The organism is Pseudoleptotrichia sp. (assembly GCF_057270515.1).
The window spans coordinates 1-22,878 of record NZ_DBHIXS010000007.1 but is presented as its reverse complement, the minus strand read 5'-3'; the positions used below and the strand labels follow the sequence as shown (position 1 = coordinate 22,878).

At 30.0% G+C, this 22,878-nt stretch carries 18 protein-coding genes; 17 read left to right on the top strand and 1 reads right to left on the bottom strand.

Annotated features, from left to right (window positions below; genetic code table 11):
• Positions 1-4 precede the first annotated feature (4 nt).
• The 3 genes from ACO5J6_RS06575 (at position 5) to glf (ending at position 3,193) form a co-directional block, all read left to right on the top strand.
• On the top strand, positions 5-871 hold the full coding sequence (locus ACO5J6_RS06575; RefSeq protein WP_485642872.1) for a WlaTC/HtrL family glycosyltransferase: 867 nt from the start codon (positions 5-7) through the stop codon (positions 869-871).
• A gap of 85 nt (positions 872-956) precedes the next feature.
• Complete coding sequence (locus ACO5J6_RS06570; protein WP_485642870.1) at positions 957-2,075, top strand: glycosyltransferase family 4 protein; 1,119 nt, start codon at positions 957-959, stop codon at positions 2,073-2,075.
• 17 nt (positions 2,076-2,092) lie between these two features.
• The gene (gene glf, locus ACO5J6_RS06565; RefSeq protein ID WP_485642869.1) at positions 2,093-3,193 is read left to right on the top strand and encodes a UDP-galactopyranose mutase; all 1,101 of its coding nucleotides are present in this window, start codon (positions 2,093-2,095) and stop codon (positions 3,191-3,193) included.
• Between the two features lie 166 nt (positions 3,194-3,359).
• Here glf and ACO5J6_RS06560 read toward each other — a convergent pair whose 3' ends face one another.
• Positions 3,360-4,619, bottom strand: a complete 1,260-nt coding sequence (locus tag ACO5J6_RS06560) for an O-antigen ligase family protein (protein ID WP_485642868.1) — start codon at positions 4,617-4,619, stop codon at positions 3,360-3,362.
• Positions 4,620-4,755: 136 nt separating this feature from the next.
• Here ACO5J6_RS06560 and ACO5J6_RS06555 point away from each other — a divergent pair, with 136 nt between their 5' ends.
• The 14 genes from ACO5J6_RS06555 to ACO5J6_RS06490 all read left to right on the top strand — a co-directional run bounded on the left by ACO5J6_RS06555 (position 4,756) and on the right by ACO5J6_RS06490 (position 22,733).
• Entirely contained in the window at positions 4,756-5,712 is a 957-nt protein-coding gene (locus ACO5J6_RS06555; RefSeq protein ID WP_485642867.1) for a glycosyltransferase, read from the top strand.
• A gap of 106 nt (positions 5,713-5,818) precedes the next feature.
• Positions 5,819-6,838 carry a glycosyltransferase gene (locus tag ACO5J6_RS06550; protein ID WP_485642866.1) on the top strand — a complete coding sequence of 340 codons (1,020 nt, stop codon included), beginning with the start codon at positions 5,819-5,821 and terminating at the stop codon, positions 6,836-6,838.
• Between the two features lie 4 nt (positions 6,839-6,842).
• A complete protein-coding gene (locus ACO5J6_RS06545) occupies positions 6,843-7,610 on the top strand; it encodes a glycosyltransferase family 32 protein (protein ID WP_485642865.1) in 768 nt (255 codons plus the stop codon).
• Between the two features lie 24 nt (positions 7,611-7,634).
• Positions 7,635-9,191 (top strand): glycosyltransferase family 2 protein, encoded by a 1,557-nt coding sequence (locus ACO5J6_RS06540; RefSeq protein WP_485642864.1) that lies wholly within the window; start codon positions 7,635-7,637, stop codon positions 9,189-9,191.
• The gene (locus ACO5J6_RS06535; RefSeq protein WP_485642863.1) at positions 9,178-9,909 is read left to right on the top strand and encodes a glycosyltransferase; all 732 of its coding nucleotides are present in this window, start codon (positions 9,178-9,180) and stop codon (positions 9,907-9,909) included. The genes ACO5J6_RS06540 and ACO5J6_RS06535 overlap by 14 nt, the downstream gene beginning before the upstream one ends.
• A 26-nt stretch (positions 9,910-9,935) precedes the next feature.
• A complete protein-coding gene (locus ACO5J6_RS06530) occupies positions 9,936-10,679 on the top strand; it encodes a glycosyltransferase (protein WP_485642862.1) in 744 nt (247 codons plus the stop codon).
• Position 10,680: 1 nt separating this feature from the next.
• The gene (locus tag ACO5J6_RS06525) at positions 10,681-11,745 is read left to right on the top strand and encodes a polysaccharide deacetylase family protein (protein WP_485642861.1); all 1,065 of its coding nucleotides are present in this window, start codon (positions 10,681-10,683) and stop codon (positions 11,743-11,745) included.
• Positions 11,746-11,769: 24 nt separating this feature from the next.
• Complete coding sequence (locus ACO5J6_RS06520) at positions 11,770-13,518, top strand: ABC transporter ATP-binding protein (RefSeq protein WP_485642860.1); 1,749 nt, start codon at positions 11,770-11,772, stop codon at positions 13,516-13,518.
• Positions 13,519-14,134: 616 nt separating this feature from the next.
• Entirely contained in the window at positions 14,135-14,584 is a 450-nt protein-coding gene (locus ACO5J6_RS06515; RefSeq protein ID WP_485642859.1) for a hypothetical protein, read from the top strand.
• A 28-nt stretch (positions 14,585-14,612) separates the two neighbouring features.
• Positions 14,613-15,632 (top strand): FAD:protein FMN transferase, encoded by a 1,020-nt coding sequence (locus ACO5J6_RS06510; RefSeq protein WP_485642858.1) that lies wholly within the window; start codon positions 14,613-14,615, stop codon positions 15,630-15,632.
• 120 nt (positions 15,633-15,752) lie between these two features.
• Entirely contained in the window at positions 15,753-17,078 is a 1,326-nt protein-coding gene (rsxC, locus tag ACO5J6_RS06505) for an electron transport complex subunit RsxC (protein WP_485642857.1), read from the top strand.
• Positions 17,078-18,175 carry an RnfABCDGE type electron transport complex subunit D gene (locus ACO5J6_RS06500; RefSeq protein ID WP_485642856.1) on the top strand — a complete coding sequence of 366 codons (1,098 nt, stop codon included), beginning with the start codon at positions 17,078-17,080 and terminating at the stop codon, positions 18,173-18,175. The genes rsxC and ACO5J6_RS06500 overlap by 1 nt, the downstream gene beginning before the upstream one ends.
• A gap of 127 nt (positions 18,176-18,302) precedes the next feature.
• The gene (mfd, locus tag ACO5J6_RS06495) at positions 18,303-21,350 is read left to right on the top strand and encodes a transcription-repair coupling factor (RefSeq protein WP_485642855.1); all 3,048 of its coding nucleotides are present in this window, start codon (positions 18,303-18,305) and stop codon (positions 21,348-21,350) included.
• Between the two features lie 111 nt (positions 21,351-21,461).
• Complete coding sequence (locus ACO5J6_RS06490) at positions 21,462-22,733, top strand: alpha/beta hydrolase-fold protein (RefSeq protein WP_485642854.1); 1,272 nt, start codon at positions 21,462-21,464, stop codon at positions 22,731-22,733.
• Positions 22,734-22,878: the final 145 nt, after the last annotated feature.

Sequence of the window (22,878 nt, the reverse complement as noted above, 5' to 3'; positions counted from 1 at the left end):
ACTGATGAAAAAGAAACAGCCCGAAGAAAGAGAGCCGATAGGAATAGTTTCAGCTTTTTTTGATATAGGCAGGGGAGAAATAGGAGAAGGATATCCTGATTATCTAAGAAGAACGAATGACACTTATTTTGAATATTTTTCAAATCTTGCAACTCTTGAAAATAAAATGGTAATATTTACTTCAGAAGAATACAGGAACGATATTCTAAAAATAAGAAAAGGAAAACCTACGAAAATAATAATAGTCGATTTAAAGAAAAAGTTCAGGAGACAGATAGAAGCGATAGGAAAGATACAGCAAAGTGAGGAATTTAAAAGCAGGGTAAATAAAGATATGCTCGTAAATATAGAATACTGGTCGCCTGAATATGTGCTTATAAACAATCTGAAAACATATTTTGTCAATTATGCGATAAGAAAAAATCTGTTTTCGGAAGAATTAGTTTCATGGGTAGATTTTGGCTATGTCAGGGATAAGGAAACCTTAAATAATATCGACTGCTGGAAATATCCTTTTGATAAAACGAAGATACATTTTTTCACAATAAGAAGAAAACACCCTCTAAATACAATGGAAGATGTTCATAGTGCCATTTTCAATAATGCCGTATATATTATCGGCGGAGCTGTAGTGGGAAGTCATGAAAAATGGAAAGAATTTTATAGACTGCTCAAAAATAATCAGAATGAGCTTTTAAAACAAAATATTATTGATGATGACCAAGGCCTTTATATGATGAGTATATTTAAAAAACCTGAATTATTTAAACTGAATTATCTTGGAAAAGACAGATGGTTTTGGCTATTCAGAAAATATGATGAAACATCGAAAGTGAGTTTTTGGGATAAAATTAAGGATATGATAATCTAAAAAGACAGTTTTGAAAATCATATGAAAAGAAATTGCTGAAAGAAATTATCAGAAACTAAGTATAAACTGATTTAAAGGAGAAAAAATGGTATCAAACAGGATTTTAATATTATTTCCTTATGAAATAAATATAAATAACGGAGGCCCGTCGGGCTTTCTTGCTCATAATCTGCTTGATAAACCGAGAGATTGTTTTATATTGTCTCAGGATATTGTAAAAACTCATCCTGAAAAAATTACTAAAAAAATTGATTATCTTACAAAAAGAATTTTATTTTTATGGAAAAATAAGAGAAAAGATAAGAGAAAGCTTAAAGAAGAATTTTTTTATAAATATTATTTTGAGAAAATAAAAGCAGAAAACTATAAATATATATTTTTTCATGAAACGGTTCATCTTGAAAGGTTCAGGAAATATATATCCAAAAAACAGATTATTATATTACAGTCCCATTCTCCTGAAATTCCGTCCGTTGAGTATAGAAACTGGGCACCTTTAAATACAGAGGAGATTTCTTTCAGGGAAAAAGCTGAAAGAGAAGCTTTCAGGAGAGCGGATGTTATAGTCTTTCCAAATGAAGAATGTATTTCCATTTATGAAACTCTCATAACAGATAAAAGCAAAATAAAGTATATTTTGAGTGGAGCCAAGAAAAATTATAATAATGATGAACAGAATAATTATAAACTTCCTGAAGATAAAATAAATCTGATGTATATCGGAAGAAGAAATAAGATAAAAGGATTTGACATAGTTCTCGAAACTTTTAGAAAAGTCAGGGAGAAAAGAAAAGACATAAATCTGATAATAATAGGAAATGGTGAAAAAATAGAAGAAGAAGGGATAATTGATATAGGCTTTTCAAAAAATCCTATAGGCTGGTACAATTCCGCAGATTATCTGATTAATGCAAACAGGCAGAGCTATTTTGATTTATCGATAATCGAAGCACTGACAACGGGAATTCCTATAATAATGTCGGATAATTTTGGACATAGCTATTATAAAGGAAAGTCTTCTTTAATAAAAACTTTTGATGTAAAAAGTCCTGATGAACTATATAAAATACTCACAGGAGATTTGAAAAAAAGAGATTATGAAAAGACTGAAAATATAGAGTTATATGAAAATAATCTGACAGACGATTGTTATTATGAAAGGTTTAAAAAATTTGCCGAAGAAATTATGTATACTGAAAAATAAGAAAACAGGAGAAAAATGTGAAGTACGATTATTTAATAGTGGGAGCAGGATTGTTTGGTTCTATATTTGCCCATGAAGCAAAGAAAAGAGGTAAAAAATCCCTTGTAATAGATAAAAGAAATCATACAGGCGGAAATACATATTGTGAAAATATGAAAGATATAAATGTACATAAATACGGAGCTCATATATTTCATACGGATAAAAAAGAAATATGGGATTATTTGGGACAGTTCTGTACTTTTAATAATTATATAAATTCTCCTATTGCAAACTACAGGGGAGAAATATATAATCTTCCTTTTAATATGAATACTTTCAATAAACTGTGGGGAGTTGTAACTCCCGAACAGGCAAAAAAAGAGATAGAAAAACAGATAAGGAAGTCGGGAATAACGAAACCCGAAAATCTAGAAGAACAGGCAATTTCATTAGTAGGGAAAGATATATATGAAAAGCTTGTAAAGGGGTACACTGAAAAACAGTGGGGAAGAAAAGCGTCAGAATTACCTGCTTTCATAATAAAAAGACTTCCCGTGAGATATACTTATGATAATAACTATTTTAATGATAAGTATCAGGGAATACCTGAAAACGGCTATAACGTGATTTTTGATAAACTGCTTGAAGGAATAGATATAAAACTGAATACTGATTTTTTTGAAAATAGAAAAGAATTATTGAAAAAAGCTGAAAAAATCGTATTTACAGGAATGATAGACCAGTATTTTGAATACAGATATGGTGTGCTGGAATATAGAAGCTTGAGATTTGAACATGAAATACATGACACGGATAACTATCAGGGAAATGCAGTAGTAAATTACTGTGAAAGAGAAATTCCTTATACAAGAATAATAGAGCATAAACATTTTGAATTTGGAAAGCAGCCGAACACGGTTATTACAAAAGAATATCCTGAAGAATGGAAAGAAGGGAATGAGCCGTATTATCCCGTGAATGACGACAAAAATAACGAAATATTCAGAAAATATAAAAAGTTGGCTGAAAATGAAAAAAATGTAATTTTTGGAGGACGACTGGCTGATTATAAATATTATGATATGTGTAATGTAATTGAAAAGGTTCTGGAAGCTGTAAAAATAGAATTGGAGTAAATAGAATAAAAAGCGGAGTTATCTATTTTATAGAAAAGCCCGCTTTTTATTTTATAATTGCAGTTTTATTTTAATTTTAGAGTAAAAATATCAAAAATCCTCAAATATCGATACATTGTTACTCAATTGCTCGAATTTTAAAATAGGTTCGTTATATTATTTGCTTCTATATATTTTCTTTCTGTAACTTTTTATACATAAAGTTCAGAATAACAAGAATTGCAGCGAAAATAAAAATCATCGGCTTCTTGTTAAGGTTAAACTCTGTCAGTCCCTGTATCAGATAAGCTATATAGGAAGATTTCAGCCCTGCTTCAAGAGCTGTATAAGCAGAAAAACCGGTATCTTTAAGCTTATAATAGTTAAGTTTTATTAATCTTGAAGGAATAACAATAAGGAAAAAATAAATTAAAACAAAAATTCCTGTAATTCCATAGTTTGCAAGATTGTGTAAGTACATATTATGAGTATTTGTAATCCCGACAGGGTCGAGACCATAATATTCCTCTATATAGTTTATTACTCCTTTTTCCTGAAAATGCTTCATATTAAAAATAATTCTTTCTTTTGTAGACATACCTAATATCGGGCTTTTTTTGAAAGAGGATATTGCGGCATCCCAAAACATTATACGCAGATTGCTCGACGGATCCTGTCTGTACTTGACGATATACTGAAGTCTTTCGGTAATGGAAGACGGCAGAAAGAAAAGACCGCCTGCACATAAAGCAAAAAATCCTAAAATATATTTTTTATTTTTCATATATAAAATATAAATTATCGGTAAAAACAGAGCTATATAAACTATTTTTGAACGGTTTACAATGATTATAAACAAATCGAGTAAGAAAATAATGAGTAAAATAACTTTTATCGTCATATCTTTTTTCTTATTTTCGTTTTTGTAAAATAAAATAAATGAAAGCAGGAATAACAGTAAAATAGACATAATATTTACGAAATCCTGTGTCTGAAGCTCAAAAAACACTCTCGGATATTCAAAACCTTTGGGATTAGCCCATTCATCGTATATTTTTATAAAAATTCCTAATGTTATAACCAAAGAGATAGTTCCGCCAATGAGAAAAGACTTTATAAAAGCCCATAATCTTTTTTCCGTATTTATAAAATAAACTAACGGGAAAAATATAAGCCAGTATAAATAATGGATTGCATCTACTCTTGAAGCTATCCCTCCGCTAAAAAGAGAAATAATAAAAGGTGAAATGATAAAAATCATTAATCCTACAGTCAATCTTTTATCAATCAGAGATTTAAAATTATTTCTGTTTTCCTTGGATAGCATACTTAGCAGAAAAATAAACAGAATTATATAACTGAGGGTCTGTTCTCCTTTATAAGATAGAAACAGCACAACAGGAAATAAAAGCGTCAATACATATCCTGTCAGATTTAATTTTTTCATATTCGGTCTCCTGTTTTATTTGATTTTCGAAAATTTTTCTTCCTTAATTTTAACATATAAAAGATATTTTTGGAACATTTATTTAATTTTATGGTATAATATATAAAAACAATCTAAAAAACGAGAGAGGATAAAAATGTCAGCTCTAAAGTTAAGTATAATAATACCTGTATACAACGTCGAAAAATATCTGGAAAAATGTCTAAATTCATTATGCGGACTAAAAATAGAAAACGAAATAATAATAATAAATGACGGAACAAAGGACAGTTCCCTTGAGATAGCTGAAAAGTTTAAAAAAAATCATAAAAATGAAAATGTATTAATAATATCTCAGGAAAATCAGGGATTGAGCGAAGCCAGAAATAATGGTATGAAAATAGCTAAAGGAGAATACATTTCTTTTATAGACAGTGATGATTTTGTCGATACGGGAAATTATGAAAAATTTGTAAATGAAGTTATAAAAGATAATGTGGATATCGGTATAGGAAGATATAAAAAGATTATCGAAAAGACAGAAGGGGACACACAAAGTTTGGAGTGTATTACTGAAATCAGGAATTATAATAAGGGAGAAATAAGAACAGGGAAAGAATATTTTGATATAATGTACAGGAATGATATGCATGGGCCTGAAGTATGGGACGATGTATTCAGGAGAGAATTTCTGCTGGAAAATAATATTTTTTTCAAAAAAGGAAGAATGCATGAAGATGAAATTTTTACTGCCGAAACTCTTCTTAAAGCTAAAAAAGTAAGATTTTACAGCATTTATTACTATAATTATTTACAGCGTGAAAAAAGTATTATGTCGACAAAATCTTTAAAAAATTATCTGGATATGGAAAAAAATATAAATGAAATTTATAATTTTATGCTTGCTGAAACGGATGAAAAGACAAAAAAACTTTTAGAAGATGAAATTCATAGATTATACAAAATTGTAATAAAACACTCGGGAGAATATAAAAAAGAAAATAGGATTTTTAGAAAAAATTATAGGAAATTTATAGCTGAACATAGCGAAAATAAGCTGAAGAGATTATTTATAAGAATAAAAAAAAGTATAAAGAAAAAAATAAAATTTTGAATGTCGCGGGAAAATATCAAACGAGAAAATATATTCATTAGAGTATTTACAATTGGCTGTTTAAAAATATGGATAAAATTATGAATAAGTTGAGAAGGAGTTTTAAATGAAATTAAGTATTATAATACCTGTATATAATACGGAAGATTATATAAGGCAATGTATTGAAAGTGTGCTGAATATAAAAAATATACAGACTGAAATAGTTGTCGTAAATGACGGTTCCACTGATAGATCATTAGCTATACTTGAAGAATATGCTGAAAAAAACAATAATATAAAAATTATAACACAAGAAAATCAAGGAGCAAGTGCAGCCAGAAATACCGGTATAAGAGTCTGTACAGGGGATTATATATATTTTCTTGACAGTGATGACTGGATTGATACAGATTCCTTTGAAAAAATAATAGAAGAGCTGGAAAGCGGTTATAAAAGCAACAATGAAATAGATGTCGTAGTAGGCAAAGAAAAAGCTTACAGTGAATTTACAAAAGAAGAAATTCTTGATGAAAGGATACCTGTAGAATTAGTTGACAGAATAATGTCAGGAAAAGAATATATGATAAAGTCCATAAAAGGAAAGTTCTGGAATGTAAGACTCCCGATATATCTATATAGGAAAAAACTGTTGAAGGATAATAATATATATTTTCCTGTAGGAAGAAAATCTAATGAAGATGAAGTGTTTTCCATTGATGTATTCTATCATGCTAAAAATTTGAAGATTACTGATAAGATATTCGGTTATTACAGGGCAAGAAGTGGAAGTATAATGTCGGTGCTGAATATAAGGCATTCGGAAGATATTTTTGAAAATGCGAAAGAATTAATTGAACGATACAAAAATGAAAAAGATATTGAAATAAAAAAAATAATATTTTACATGATAAAAAGATATTATAAAAGCTCAATGAAGAAAGCGGTCCAGTGTGAAAGACAGGATGTATTTGATAAAATATACAGCCAATTCAGGAAAGATTGCAGAGAATATCTATTTAAAATAAAGTCTAAAAAATTTGAAAATTTAGAGTTGTATATAATATATTACACAAAAGGAATATATTATACAGGAGGAAATTTTTTAAAGAAATGTAGAAATAAGTTTATAACGAAAAGAGGGTAAATATATGACTCAGATACCTAAAAAACTTCATTATGTCTGGATAGGAGACAGTGAGAAGCCTGAGATTTTTAATAAATGTCTGAAATCATGGCAAGAGAAAATGCCTGATTATGAGATTATTGAAATAAATAAAGAAAACTTTGATTTAGATGATCATATAGCAAGAAATAAATTTTTAAGAGAATGTTACAAAAGAAAACTTTGGGCATATATTGCGGATTATGTCAGAATTCATTATTTATATGAAAATGGAGGAATTTATCTTGATACGGATATGGAAATAGTGAAAGATTTTTCTTCTCTATTTGAAAATGAAAATATAGAATTTTTTACAGGATATGAAAGTGATGACGGAATAGGAATGGGACTTTTCGGAGTTTCTGCCAAAAGTAAATTTCTGGAAAAAATGATAAAATTTTATGATGATGAAATTTATAAAAGTCCTTTATTTACACTGCCTCAAATAACAAAATACATACTTAAAAATGATTTTTCATTTGATTTTTCAAAAAATGAAATAAGAGATGAAAAGAATGGAATATGTATATATAAGAAAGAATATTTTTATCCTTTTTTGCCAAAAGAAAAATTTGATGAAAGTATAGTAACTGAAAATACATACGCTATTCACTGGTGGCACCATTCATGGAAAGGGAGCAGACCGTTTCTGTTTTTAAAGACTAAACATCTAAAAGGAATAAAAAAATATATAAAGAAAATAGGAATATATTTTCAAATAATAAGAGATGATTTTAGAAAACAAAAAGTTTAAAATTAAATCGAGGGGAAAAGTTATATGAAGTTATCAGTAGGAATAATAACATACAATGAAGAAAACAGGATAGGAAAAACTCTGGATTCCATAAAAGAAATAGCGGATGAAATAATAGTTGTAGATAGCGAAAGCTCGGACAGAACAGTCAAAATAGCTGAAGCTAAGGGGGCTAAAGTTTTTATCGAAAAATGGAAAGGATACGGACCTCAGAAAAATTCTGTCCTTGAAAAATGTAATGGAGACTGGATACTATTAATAGATGCTGATGAAGTCGTGTCTTTGGAGCTGAAAAAAAGAATAAAAGAAATAATAAACGGAAGTTCGGAAACCGATGTATATAAAATAAAATTAAGAAATATATGCTTTGGAAAAGAAATAAAATACGGTGGTTGGGATGATTATGTTATAAGGCTTTGGAAAAAAGGAAAAATCAGAATAAGCGACAGGGAAGTACATGAAAAATACGAAATAGACAAAAACAGTAAGACTGAAAAAATAAAAGAACTCATAATACATTATACTTATGATAATATTGAACAGTTTCTTGAAAAGCTCAACAGATATACTTCTCAAAGTGCTACCCAGTATATAAAAGAAAGTAAAAAATCAGGAATTTTAAAAATTTATTCAAAAATGCTTTTCAGATTTATAAGGATGTATATTCTGCAACTTGGATTTATGGACGGTTATGAGGGATATTTACTGGCTAAATACAGTTCTGTCTATACAATGACCAAATATACAAAATTAAGGGAACAATATTTTAAAACATTAGGGAAAGAGACATCACTCATTGTAACGACATATAACTGGCCTGAAGCTCTGGAGATATGTCTGAACAGCGTTTTGAGCCAGACAGTCATTCCTAAGGAAATAATAATAGCAGATGACGGCTCAAAACAGGAAACAGCGGATTTAGTTCAGAAAATAAAAGAAAGTAATCCAAATATTGAAATAATACATTCGTGGCAGGAAGACGACGGTTTCAGACTTTCAATGTCAAGAAATAAAGCTATAAGAAAAGCAAAAGGAAAATATGTTATAATAATAGACGGGGATTTGATTTTAGAAAGACATTTTATACAGGATCATATTGAGAACATGGAGAACGGATATTTTATACAAGGTTCAAGAGTAATAATATCAGAAGAAAAATCAAAAGAAATATTAGGTGGTAAATTACCTGCATTTCCAAATATATTATTTGAAAAAGGATATAAAAATAAAGCGAACACAATAAGAAATAAATTACTCTCAAAAATATTTACTAAGAAAGATAAAAAATTATCCGGAATAAGAGGATGTAATATGTCATTTTTCAAAGAAGATTTAGTAAAAGTAAACGGTTTTGAAGAAAAAATTCAGGGCTGGGGGCGTGAAGACAGCGAAATAGCGGTCAGACTATTCAATAGCGGTATAGGAAAGAAAAGAGTGAAATTTAATGCTCTGACTTATCATATTTACCATAAGGAAAATGACAGGAGCGGACTTGCGGAAAATGACGAATTTCTGGCAGAAGTCATAAAGCAGAAAAAGAAAAAAGCGGAGAAAGGGTTGGACAGTTATGAAGGATGTTAGTTTGGTAATAACGAGCTGTGGCAGATTTGACTTACTTGAAAAGACATTGGACAGCTTTTTCAGATATAATACTTATCCGATAAAAAAAGTAATAATAACCGAGGACAGCACAGAGGGCAAAAAATTGAAAAAACTTGTATCAAAATATAAAAATCAGGATTTTAAGTTAATTATAAATGAAACAAGAATAGGACAGATAAAGTCCATAGATAAAGCCTATAAGGAAGTGGATACCGAATATGTATTTCACTGTGAAGATGATTGGGAATTTTTAAGAGAAGGATTTATAGAAAAATCTATGAATATGCTCATAGAAGATCCTAAAATAGCGGTTGTAGGACTGCGATCCAGAGAGGACTGTACAGGTATTCCTATTTCAAAAGAAAATTATGTCACTCCTGACGGAGAAGAATACTTTGAGATACTCGAAAATGTATTTACATATAACCCGGGACTTAGAAGAAAAGATGTGTGTGATTTGTTCGGTTCCCATGAAAAGCTTGAAGGAAAATTGTGGGAGGATGAGCTGTCAAGGTTTTACAAGGAAAGGGGATTTAAAATGATTTCTTTTGTAAATCCTTTTGTAAGGCATATTGGATATAAAAGACACGTTCATTTTAGCAAAAGAGGAAAAAACAGTGTTCTGGATTTCAAAATAGACAGAATGATAAAGAAAATAAGATATACGTTTTTGAAATTATTCGGAAAGGTAAAATAACAAACTACTAAGAAAGGATAAAGACTATGGAAAAAGTTACTCTGGTAATAACAAGTTGCGGCAGATTTGATTTGCTTAAGAGAACATTAGATAGTTTCTTTGAAAAAAATACTTATCCGATAGAAAAAATAATAATAACTGAAGACAGTACAGAAGGAAAGAAACTGGAAAATCTTATTTCCCAGTATGAAAATCAGGAAAATAAGCCTAATTTCCACCTGATAATAAATGAAGTTAGAGAAGGTCAGTTAAAATCCATAGATAAAGCCTATAAGGAAGTGGATACTGAATATATATTCCATTGTGAAGATGATTGGGAATTTTTAAAAGGAAATTTTATAGAAAAGTCAATGAAACTTCTTAAAGAAAATCCGAAATTATTAACAGTAGGACTGAGAAGTAAAAAGGATTTCAAAGAAGGATTTTTTAAGAAAGAGGAATATATTTCCAAAGACGGAGAAAAATTTTACGAAGTAAAGGATGAAATTTTTACTTATAATCCCGGACTTAGAAGAAAATCAGACAATGATTTGTTCGGTTCCCATGAAAAATTAAAAGATAAACTTTATGAAATAGCTTTATCAAAATTCTATAAAGAAAGACACTACAGAACGATATATTTTAAGGAAAAATATGTAGAACATATTGGAGATAAAAGACATGTTCATTTCAGCAGAAGAGGAAAAAACAGTGTTTTGGATTTCAAAATAGACAGAATGATAAAGAAAATAAGATATACGTTTTTGAAATTATTCGGAAAGGTAAAATAAAATGTATCTGTTAAGAATGGTTCTGCCATTAATGGGATTGATTGTTATCCCGATTCTGATTTATTTATACTATAAATATCAGAAAAAAGAGATAATATGCCTGATGTATCATAATGTTTTCACGGAAAAAACAGAGGGAATAATATCAGAAGAAGAATTTGAGAAACATATGGAGTATATAAAAAATATAAAAACATATAAAATGGAAGAACTTGAAAAAATGAATTATATCCTTGATAAAGACAGTATACTTGTAACATTTGATGACGGTTATAAAAATAATTACACAAAAGCTTTTCCTATTTTAAAAAAATATAATATAAAAGCTACGATATTCCTCAATACAAAATATATTGAAAACGACATTGATTATATGAGTTGGAATGAGATAAAGGAAATGTATAATAGCGGACTGGTAGATTTTCAGCTGCACACTCATTCCCATTATCCGATTATAAGAAAGCCTGAAATAAAAGGTTTTTTTGGGAAAAATGAGGGAGATTTTGTAAAAAGGGAATATTTCTCTATTTTCAGGGAAGGACTTTCCAAAAAAGAAAAATCTGAAACAGACGATTTCAGAGATTTAGATTTCACAGGATTGCCTGTATTTAAAATAAGAAGTCAGATTGCTATAAGGGGATTAAAATTAAAAGAAAAATTTATGGATAAATACAGGGAAATTATAAATACCGAAGATTTTAGAAATAAATCAATAAAAGAAAAAAAGAAATTTTTAAATAAATTATTTAAAGCAGGGAAGAATGAATTTTTTGAAGAAATTTCAAATGAAGAATTTGATAAAAAGGTAGAATTTGAAATAAGTGAAAATAAAAGACTGATAGAAGAAAAATTAGATAAAAAAGCGGAATATCTTTCATATCCGTGGGGACACAGATACAAAGGAAATATTGAGAAAATAAAAAAATTAGGAATAAAAGCCTTTGTTATGACTACTGATAAAACAAATAATATAAAAATAAATCCTGAAAAAATATTTCGTGTAAATGGAGATAAAATAAAGGATTATAATATATTTAGAAAAAAGATAGACTCCGTATACAGATAGAATGATAGAGGAAAGGAATAGGAAATGAAATTACTGAAAAGTGAAGATTTATCAACTTTGAAAAAACTGAAAAAGTATATAAAAAGATATTATTTCTTAATTATTTTTAATATGCTTCTTTCTATGGTGTCATCAGCAGTTTCGGTTTCTCCGTTAGTTCTTGTACAGAGGCTGGTTGATCAAGGAATTTTAGGAAGTAATCAGAAAGATATAATATATGCTTCAGGTGGTATGATATGTCTTGCCGTAGTAGGGGCAGTTTTGATTTATTGGAACGGAATACTTTCAGTCATTATATCATCATCAATTTATAAAAATATAACTGATGATTTATATACTAAAATACAGTCATTGGATATGGAATATTTTTCAATGACAAAAGTAGGGGAATTAATGACAAAAGTATTAAACGACCCGAGTAATGTAAATTCTTTAATTATAGAAAGTTTTAATCTTTTTTCTGAAGCATTTAGGGCTGTTGTCTGTTTAGGAATAGCTTTTTATGTGGACTGGAAATTGACCCTCGGAGTTCTTATCGTAGCTCCTATTCTGCTTGTTACAGTAAAAAAATATTCGAGCAAATTGAAAAAAGCAGGAAAAGCAAGACAGGAAGCAACAGGAACATTAAATTCAAAATTACAGGAAACATTATCGGGAATAAGAGTTATTAAAGCTTTTGCTATGGAAAAAGAAGAAATAAGAGATTTTAAGAAAAAAAGCAAAGAATTGAAAAAGGTGGCATTAAAAAGTGCAAAGTATATCTCGAAATCAAGTGCAATCTCCGAAGCTCTTAATTATATAATGGTAGCAATGCTTCTTATGTTCGGTGGTTTCAGAGTACTAAGAGGAAATCATTTTACAGCAGGGGATTTTATAGCTATAGTAGGAGCCATATCGTCAATGTATACTCCTGTAAAAAGAGCAATAAGCAGATATAATGAAATAAGTACAAATATCCCGTCAATAGGCAGAATATTTGAAATTCTCGATGAAACTCCGGATATAACGGATAAAGAAAACTGTGTTGAATTTGAAGAATTTAAGGACAATATAATTTTTGAAAATGTAGACTTTCACTATAAAGATAATGATGAGAAAATATTAAAAAATATAAATTTAGTTGCAAAAAAAGGAGAAACGATTGCTCTTGTCGGAAATTCAGGCGGGGGGAAATCTACGCTGGTAAATCTGATACCGAGATTTTTTGATGTCAGCAGCGGTTCTGTAGAAATAGACGGCATAAACGTAAAAGACTATGAAATAAAAAGTTTAAGAAAAAAAATAGGTATTGTTCCACAGGAAACTTTTCTGTTTGGAGGTACAATACTCGAAAATATAAGATACGGTAATCATCATGCAACAGTTGAGGAAGTAATAGAAGCTGCAAAAAAAGCTAATGCCCATGAATTTATAGAAAAACTCGAAGAGAGTTATGAAACGGAAATAGGAGAAAGAGGGATAAAGTTGTCCGGCGGACAGAAACAGAGAATATCCATTGCAAGAGCCATACTTGAAAATCCTCAGATACTTATACTGGATGAAGCAACGAGTGCTTTGGATAATGAATCTGAACAGCTTGTACAGGATGCGTTGGAAAAACTGATGAAAGGAAAGACAACGTTTGTTATCGCTCATAGGCTTTCGACGATAATCAACAGTGATAAAATAGTAGTAATACAACAGGGAGAAATAAAAGAAACGGGAACTCATGAAGAACTGATTGAAAAAGCGGGGATTTATGAGGCACTATATAGAAAAAGCTTTAAAAATTAAGTAAATAGGAAAATAAGAAACTGTCTCAAAAATAGAATGTATATAAAATATAATTTTTATACTGTTTTTATAGAATTTCTGTTTGAGGCATTTTTTATTGTAAAAGATTTCATTGAGATTTTTTTATTTCTATCAAAGTCAGTATTAATGGAGATATTTATAATATGAATATAACATTCTACTTACAAATGAAGTATGAAATATTATATCAAAAAAATGCTTTTTAATATAAATGAGAAGAAAGAGTATACTATGAACAGGGAAAACAATATTAATAGAACTTCTATAATACAAAAAGTATGAAAAAAGTATAGAAAAAGTACAGAATATAAAAAATAAAAATAACTATATAACAAAATATACAAAAGAAATTTAAATAATAAAAAATTCAGAAAAGTATGAATTTAGGAAGAAACTAAACAAACGAAAATTTTAAAAAATAACAGTGTAATGGAAAATTAAAATAATAATCTAATTAAATTCAAAAGAAATAATGATATATTTGTTCGTACAAATAAAAAGGGAAAATTTAGATAGAAATTTCAAATAAAGTCTGTATCAAAAAAATGAAATAAATTTAAAATAACAAAAATAAAATAATGGAGGAATAGAAAATATGAAAAATTTAAAAAAGATATTATTATTTTTAGGAGCAGTCTCTCTTGTGGCATTTGGAGCGACAAACTTCAGAAAATCGGATAAAAAAGAAACGGCAGAAAATAATGTAACTACATCTGTAGAAGAAACAACTGAAAATAAATCAGAAGAAGCTGTAATGGAAACAGCTGAAAATGCTGAAAATGTTTTCGAAAATGAGAACAGTAATAAAAATAATATTGAGATTGCAGCGAATACTGTAAGAAAACCGAATAAAAAAGACGAACAAAAAACACAGTCCAAAGCTCAGAAAAAAGAGAAAGACGATACACAAAACAAGCAACAGGCACAGGAGGCAAAAAAAGGAGAAGTAAAAAAACCTGTAGTTACTCAGCCTGAAAAAAAACAGGAAACAAAAACTACGACTACCGAAACTAAAGAAAAAGAAAGAGCGACTTCAAGTAAATAAGGAAAAAGCAAGTTGAGAGGAGCTTGTAATGGGTAATCTTTATAAAGTGCAAAACAGATTTCTTTTTCATTCCAATATTAAAATAAAAATACCTGACAGATACGAAGAAAAGATTTTTGATGAGTTTTTTTCAGTTCTGGAAGAAGTGAATAGAAAATATAATTCGTATTCAAAAAATTCTTTCATTGACAAAATAAATAAAAATGCAGGTAATTTTGTGGAAGTAGATAATGAAACAGTAGAAATGCTCGAAAAGATAAAATATTTTTCAGACATATTGGGAGGAGAATACGATATTACTGTGATGCCTCTCATAAGACTTTGGGGCTTTTATAAAAAAAATCTCAAATCCGTTCCCGATGAAAAAGAAATACAAAAAACAAAAGAACTTGTCAATTATAGAAAAATAGAAATAGACAAAAAAAATAACAGAGTGAAAATAAGTGCCGGTCAGGAAATTATAACCGGCTCTTTTATCAAGTCCTATGCGATTGATAAACTGGCTAAACTGATGAGAGGGAAAGGCATAACGGATGCCGTTATAAATGCAGGAGGAAGCAGTATTCTTTCTATAAATGACAAGGGAAATGAGGATAACGGAGAAAATCAGTCACTCGGGATTATAATTGAAAATCCTCTGCCTGACAGAGAAATTGAAAAAAATGATAAAGGTTATGCAATCAAAATAACGGATAATATATATAAAGGCAGTGATAAATATAATGATTTATTTGATATAGAAATCTCAAATGAAGCATATTCCACATCAAATCAAATAAATACTTATGTTGAAATAAACGGAAAAAAATATGGTCATATAATAAGTCCTAAAACAGGGTATCCCGGTAAAAACAGGCAAATAGGAATAGTAACCGAAAGTGCTTTTGTCGGAGATATAATTTCTACAGGATTATTTAATCGAACGCCTGAAAAATTTCAGGAAATAATAAAAATCCTTTCAAAAGAAATGAAAGTAGAAGGCTATCTTATAGATGACAGTGGAAATATACATTATTCGGAAAAATTTTTAAATTATGTGGAGATTTAAAATTTTTCAAATAAATAAATATATTTTTATGTTATTTTTATCCGAATTTTTCACTTTTAAAATCAAGAAAATATAAATATTACGGAGAGAAAATAAAAGAAAAAACGAAAGAGAGAATAAATGAATAATATTGTAAATGAGAAAATGAAAATTGATTCAATGAAACATATAACTAAAAAGATGAAATTATCAGTAATAGATGATTCTGAAATTTTTTATATTCCTTTAGCTCAACATATAGGACAGATTTCAAAAGAAACAGTAAAAAAGGGAGATTATGTAAAACAGTATGAAAAAATCGGAGAAATACAGGGAAATGTTTCTGCCGCTGTACATTCTCCCGTTTCAGGAACAGTAGAGGATGTCATAGAAAATCCTGTTGCTAACGGAAATATTGTAAAAACATTAAAAATAAGAAACGACTTTAAATATGACAGCATAAAGTTAGAAAAAAGGGAAATGGAAAACCTTGATAAATATACAAAAGAAGAAATTCTTTCGGCAATAAAAGATAGCGGTATAGTAGGAGAAGGAGGGGCACAGTTTCCTACTCATGTAAAATATAATATCGGAAATAAAAAAGTAGACACTTTTATTTTAAACGGTTCTGAATGTGAACCTTATCTGACTGCCGACTATACTGTTATGAATGAATGGACGGAAGAATTTTTTGACGGAATAAAAATTGTTGAAAAATTACTTAATCCTAAAGAAATTGTAATAGGAATAGAAGAAGAAAATGAAGAACTTTTTGAAAAATTTTCCGAAACTGCAAAAAGAAAGAATATGACTAATATCAAAACTCAAATACTGCCGTCGGCATATCCTCAGGGGAGCGAACTGCAACTCATAAAGGCGGTAACAGGAAAAGAAATAAGAAAAGGGACACTCCCTATAGATGCGGGAGTAATAGTAAGCAATGTAGGAACAGTGAAATCAGTCTATGACGCATTTATTGAGGGAAAGCCTCTGATTGAGAGGATTGTAACAGTATCAGGTGAAAAAACGGAAAAAAGAGGAAATTTTTTGCTGAAAATAGGAACGCCACTAAGCCATATTTTAGAGAAAATAAATCCTGAAAAGGAAGCAAAAATAATTTTTGGCGGGCCTATGATGGGAGAAGAAGTAAAAGATATGAATGTGCCTGTTATAAAAGGAACTTCCGGAATACTGTTTTTATCTTCTGCTATAAACAATGTCGAGAGAAATAACTGTATTTCATGCGGATATTGTGTAGATGTATGCCCAATGGGCTTAATGCCGATGAAATTTGAGGAGATGTACAGAAAAGGTAAGTACAGAAAACTTGTAAAGCTCAACCTCGATATGTGTATAGAATGCGGAGCCTGTGAGTATTCCTGTCCGTCGAGAGTTCCTCTTATAAAGAGTATAAAAGAGGAGAAAAATGAATTAAGAAAAATGAGAGAAAAGGGGGAAATAAAATAATGGAAAAAATATTGACTGCAAAAAATTATACTCCACATATAAGAGTGAACGACAGTGTTGCAAAAGTAATGTCCGATGTGGTTTTGGCGTTGCTTCCCTCAATGATTGCAGCATATGCTGTATATGGAATGGCTCCTGTCCTTGTGATTATGACATCTGTAGCAAGTGCGTTAGTTTCGGAATGGCTTTTTTCCATAGTATTTTTCAAAAAATATAGTTCAATAACTGATGTTTCGGGAGTTGTAACAGGTATACTTTTAGGAATGACATTAGCTCCTTTCACTCCTCTATATGTAGTAGCTTTTGGAGCTTCGGCGGCTGTCATATTCGGAAAATTGATATACGGCGGATTGGGGAGAAATATGTTTAATCCTGCCCTTATAGGACGGGAATTTATGACAGTATTTTTTCCTGCGGTTATGTCATCAGGTGCTATCTGGTATAGCGAAACGGCACTAAAAGTTTCAGGAATAAAATTTTTTGCTTATTTGGGAGATATTCCTTTATTTAATTATCTTGACAGAACAATATTAAATCCGTCAGGAGCAATAGGAGAATTTTCCGTATTCTTTCTTGCGGCAGGAGGGCTTTATCTACTCATAAAAGACAGAATATCATGGCATATACCTGTTTCAATGTTTCTTGTTGTATTTTTGGAACTGTTTCTGATGAATATAATTATAGGAGCCGATATAAATCTCTCTATGGGAGGACTGCTGCTCGGAGGAATATATATGGCGACGGATATGCCTTCGAGTCTGTCAAATCCTATGGGGAAAATATATTACGGGATAATGACGGGTATAGCTGTCATTATATGCTGGTCGCAAAATATAAGATTTGAGACATTATCATATTCAATTCTGACTTTAAATGCTTTTACTCAACCTATAAACTATATATTTAGACCGAAAGTGTTCGGTATGGGAAATATGACGGGAGAAAAAATTATAAAAGGAGCAGGGCTCACAGGGATTATCGTGATAACGGTATTTATACTTACCTTTCTCCATAATGCGGGACTTGTTTCATACCTGCTCTATATCTATATTTTTTACACTGTAATAAAATTAATATTGTCAAACGAGATAAAATAGTATATTATAAATATGTTTTTAAATAATATATTTTGAATGATTTAAAAATAACATTTTGAAAAATTTGAAATTTTATAATTAAAAATGAGAATTAAAACAGGAAATAGAAAAGAAAGTGATTTAAAAAATGAATAACTTAAAGTTTTTAGAAATAGTAGACGGAAACATTCTAAAATCTGAAAACAAAATCTACCGAGGAGCAATTCCTTGGGTTTTGTTGTGTTCGGACGAAAAAAAGATAATATATGTATCGACTTCCAATAGAAATCTGGAAAATTATTATGAAATGATAGAAGACTATAAAACCGATAAAAAAAGTATATCTGTTTTTGAGAATATATCCAATAACAAGGAAGATCTGACGGGAATAAATATAGAACTGCTGAATATCCTTAAAAACAGACAGGAATTTATATTATTCCTAAATTTACAGATAACATTGGACGTATTTTTTGAAAAAGTAAATCTTCTTTATTTTAAAATAGGAGAAAGCTATAAATTTTCCGATATTATCGGATTTCTTACTGAAAACGGTTATTTACAGTCATATCTTATAGAGAAAAAAGGAGAATTCAGCAGAAGAGGAGATATTATAGATATTTTTCCGCCTAATGCAGAAAATCCTGTAAGGCTCGAATTTTTTGATGATGAATTGGAAAGTATAAGAGAATTTGACATAGAAACCCAAAAATCGATTAACAGAAAAGAAGAAATAAAAATATTCGGGAATATATTGTCGGGAAATAACTATGAGCTTGTAGAACTGATAGAGGAACTGAAAAAAGAAGATGTGATAATTGTACTCGAAAATGAGGAACTTCTGAATTATAAAATGGAAGAGTTTATCCTGATTGACAGGGATAGGGAAAACACTTACAGAAAAAGATATGAAAATCTGAAAAAGAAAAGTCTTATCATAGAAACATCAAATTTCAGTGAAGAACAGTCGGAAATATTTAAGGATAAAGAAAAACTGGAAAAATTGTCACAAAAAAAAGATATTCATATATATACAAAAAATTATGAAAAAAAGCTGAAAGAATATGGAGATAACAGTAAGATAGATATTATTAACCGTGAGCTTTTTGAAGGATTTATAATAGGAGATACTTTCATACTTACAGACAGGGAGCTCGACGGATATATTTACGAGAAGAAAAGAAAAAGCAATAAAGCCATAAAATATAAAAAAGTAAATCAAATACTGATAGACGACTATGTCATTCATGTTCAGTACGGAGTGGGTATATACAAAGGGATAGAAACAATCGAAGATAGGGATTATCTGAAAATAAAATATGCCGATGAAGATATACTTTATATTCCCGTGGAAAAACTCGACAGACTTGAAAAATATATTTCTTATGGTGAAGAACCTAAACTATATAAACTGGGAACGAGAGGATTTAAAAGAAAAAGGCAGAAGCTGGCTGAAGATATTGAAAAATTTGCAGCTGAGTTAATAAAAATTCAGGCTCAAAGACAGAGTCAGAATGGATTTGTCTATGGAAAAGACACTGTCTGGCAGGAAGAATTTGAAGCACAGTTTCCGTTTGAGGAGACTGAAGACCAGAAAAAGGCGATAAAAGACGTGAAACAGGATATGGAAGGGCCTTATATAATGGACAGGATAGTATGCGGAGATGTAGGATACGGAAAAACCGAAGTGGCAATGAGAGCAGCATTTAAAGCAGTGGAAAACTCAAGACAAGTGGCTCTTATAGCACCTACTACCGTTTTGGCGGAACAACATTATAAAAGATTTAAACAGAGATATGAAAATTATCCCGTTACAATAGAAAATTTGTCAAGGCTTACCCAAAGTAGGTCAAAAGAAATACTGAAAAATATAAAAACAGGAATTATCGACTTGGTTATCGGAACTCACAGGCTGTTAAGTGAAGATGTGGAGTTCAATAACTTAGGACTGCTCATAATAGATGAGGAACAGAAATTTGGCGTAAAAGCAAAAGAAACGATAAAGAAAAAGCGTCAAAAAGTGGATGTTCTTACTCTTACTGCTACTCCCATACCGAGAACACTGAATATGGCTCTGTTGGGAATAAGGGAAATATCAGTAATAGACACACCGCCTACAAATAGACTGCCTATCATTACAGAAGTGATAAACTGGGAAGAAGAAGTTGTTAAAACTGCCATATTAAAGGAACTTTCAAGAGACGGACAGGTGTTTTATATTTATAATGATGTGAAAAGCATGAAGTATAAAATAGAGGAATTGAAAAAAATATTGCCTGATTTTGTAAAAATAGAATTTATCCACGGACAACTTTTACCTAAGGAGATTAAAGATAAAATACGAAGATTTGAGCAGGGAGAATTTGATATACTTCTTGCTTCCACAATTATTGAAAATGGAATAGATATACCCAATGCCAATACCATTTTGATAGAAAATTTCAATGCTCTCGGACTTTCACAGGTGTATCAGCTTAGAGGACGTGTAGGAAGGAGCAACAGACAGGGATATTGCTATCTTCTGAAAACAAGGACGGCTACTAAAAAAGGTCAGAAAAAAGAAGAAAGTATGCAAAAAGTCGAAGGGATAAAGTCAGGAGGTTTTCAGATTTCAATGGAAGATCTGAAAATAAGAGGAGCGGGAGAAATATTAGGAGAAAAGCAGCACGGTACGATAGAAACTTTTGGATACGACCTTTATCTAAAAATGCTGAATGAAGAAATAAAAAGGCAGAAAGGTGAATACAGGGAAAAAACCGAAAATGTGGAAATAATTCTGAAAGAAAAAGGATTTATTCCTGAAAATTATATTGAAAAAGAAGAAAGGCTGAATATATATAAGAGATTTGCCATATTAGAAGATTTTAGAGAGCTGAATGACCTTGTAAGTGAAATAGAAGACAGATTTGGGAAAATACCTCAGGAAATGAAAAAATTTATAATAAATATAAAATTTAAAATATTTGCTGAAATGAACAGTATACAGACAATAGAAGAAAGAAAAAATACTTACAGATTTTCATTTGTGGAAAATGTTTCTGAAGAAATAATGTCTGAACTGGAAAAAAATCTTGAAATGAAAGAAATTGTTCAGGTTCCTATTTTTGAAGAGAGCAAAAAAGAAATAATAGAAGAAACCTTTATAATAAAAGAAACCGATAAAAAAGAATTTCTCAAATATCTGAACAACAGATAATATCGAAATAACATCAAAGAAAGTAAAATATAATTTTAATAGTTTATAATTTTTCGGATAAAAATAAAAAATAGGAACAATAAATAATGAAAGGAAGAAAAGAAAAATCTTATGAAAAGAACAGTATATCTAATAATATTGTGTATAACAATATTTTCCAATGTATTATCTGTAGAAACCGAAAAAAATTCTATGAAATTTCCGAAACAGATAAAAAATATAACGGCCATAACAGAGGTATTCGGAACAGGGCAAAAACTGACAGGGATAGTTGTAGAATATAATGTTGACATTAAAAATGATAACTTAAAAAATACCGTATATAACGTTGCTGACAGGACGATAACAAGAATTTATACGAATAATAAAGCTGAAAAATCAGCTAAAGGGAAAAATGGTAAGTATGTAATAATTGAACTATCTGAAAAAGATGAAAAAGCCCAACTGTTTATAAAAGCTAATAATATACTTCCCGCAAAAATAACATTATCTCAAAACGAAGATATCAAAACAGTTTCGGGGAAAATAATAAAGGCTGATAAGACAGAATTTACAAATAATAAAATAAAAAATCTTGTAGTAGATGATTTCAGACAATTTGAATATAAAGACCCTAAAACGGGAGTAACTTTGAAATATAATTTATACATACCGAAAAATTACAGTAAAAATAAAAGATATCCGTTAGTTCTGTTTATGCACGATGCGGGACCTCTAAGTGAAAACACAAAGGTTACACTGCTTCAGGGAAATGGTGCAATAGTCTGGGCAACTCCCGAAGAACAGGCAAAACACGAAGCTTTTATTTTAGCACCGCAATATTCAAAAAAAGTAGTGGAAGATGACGGAAGTATAACATCTGATTTGGAAGCTACCGTAAATCTGATAAAAGATTATGTAGTAAAAAACTACAGTGTCGACACGGATAGAATGTATACTACAGGACAGTCCATGGGCGGGATGATGTCCATTGTTATGAACTTTAAGTATCTCGATTTATTTGCAGCAACATATTTTGTAGCTTGTCAGTGGGATGCCTCGCTCACCGCTCCTATGGCAAAAAATAAAATGTGGACGGTAGTTTCCACAGGAGATATGAAAGCTTATCCGGGTTGGAATGCAATTACCGAAGTATTGTCCAAAAATGGAGGTGTTGTTGTAAAAGATACTTGGAGAGGGGACTATACTTCTGAACAGTTCAGTCAATCAGTAAAAAAAGTGCTGGATAAAAATCCTGAAGCAAATATAAAATATACTGTAATTGAAAAGGGAACTCTACCTAGTTTGCAGCAGGGAAATCCCGGCTCCGAACATATGGCTACATGGAAAACGGCTTATAATATTGAGGGAATAAGAGATTGGTTATTTAAACAGAAAAAATAAGATAAAGTTTCTATTTTATACAATATTACAGCAAGTTCAATTAATCGAATAAAAAACTCTAAAAGCTTTAAAAAATAAGCGAAAAGAAAAACAAAAGAAAAAAACAAAAGATAAATAGGACAGAAAGAATACAATATATAGTATT

Excerpts from the sequence above, each read along its gene's own strand:
- ACO5J6_RS06530 (WP_485642862.1), top strand. The coding sequence starts at position 9,936 with ATGGAAAAAGTTACTCTGGTAATAACAAGTTGCGGCAGATTTGATTTG.
- ACO5J6_RS06550 (WP_485642866.1), top strand. The coding sequence starts at position 5,819 with ATGAAATTAAGTATTATAATACCTGTATATAATACGGAAGATTATATA.
- mfd (WP_485642855.1), top strand. The coding sequence starts at position 18,303 with ATGAATAACTTAAAGTTTTTAGAAATAGTAGACGGAAACATTCTAAAA.
- ACO5J6_RS06525 (WP_485642861.1), top strand. The coding sequence starts at position 10,681 with ATGTATCTGTTAAGAATGGTTCTGCCATTAATGGGATTGATTGTTATC.
- rsxC (WP_485642857.1), top strand. The coding sequence starts at position 15,753 with ATGAATAATATTGTAAATGAGAAAATGAAAATTGATTCAATGAAACAT.
- ACO5J6_RS06545 (WP_485642865.1), top strand. The coding sequence starts at position 6,843 with ATGACTCAGATACCTAAAAAACTTCATTATGTCTGGATAGGAGACAGT.
- ACO5J6_RS06500 (WP_485642856.1), top strand. The coding sequence starts at position 17,078 with ATGGAAAAAATATTGACTGCAAAAAATTATACTCCACATATAAGAGTG.
- ACO5J6_RS06535 (WP_485642863.1), top strand. The coding sequence starts at position 9,178 with ATGAAGGATGTTAGTTTGGTAATAACGAGCTGTGGCAGATTTGACTTA.
- ACO5J6_RS06540 (WP_485642864.1), top strand. The coding sequence starts at position 7,635 with ATGAAGTTATCAGTAGGAATAATAACATACAATGAAGAAAACAGGATA.
- ACO5J6_RS06510 (WP_485642858.1), top strand. The coding sequence starts at position 14,613 with ATGGGTAATCTTTATAAAGTGCAAAACAGATTTCTTTTTCATTCCAAT.
- ACO5J6_RS06490 (WP_485642854.1), top strand. The coding sequence starts at position 21,462 with ATGAAAAGAACAGTATATCTAATAATATTGTGTATAACAATATTTTCC.
- ACO5J6_RS06520 (WP_485642860.1), top strand. The coding sequence starts at position 11,770 with ATGAAATTACTGAAAAGTGAAGATTTATCAACTTTGAAAAAACTGAAA.
- ACO5J6_RS06570 (WP_485642870.1), top strand. The coding sequence starts at position 957 with ATGGTATCAAACAGGATTTTAATATTATTTCCTTATGAAATAAATATA.
- ACO5J6_RS06575 (WP_485642872.1), top strand. The coding sequence starts at position 5 with ATGAAAAAGAAACAGCCCGAAGAAAGAGAGCCGATAGGAATAGTTTCA.
- ACO5J6_RS06515 (WP_485642859.1), top strand. The coding sequence starts at position 14,135 with ATGAAAAATTTAAAAAAGATATTATTATTTTTAGGAGCAGTCTCTCTT.
- ACO5J6_RS06555 (WP_485642867.1), top strand. The coding sequence starts at position 4,756 with ATGTCAGCTCTAAAGTTAAGTATAATAATACCTGTATACAACGTCGAA.
- ACO5J6_RS06560 (WP_485642868.1), bottom strand. The coding sequence starts at position 4,619 with ATGAAAAAATTAAATCTGACAGGATATGTATTGACGCTTTTATTTCCT.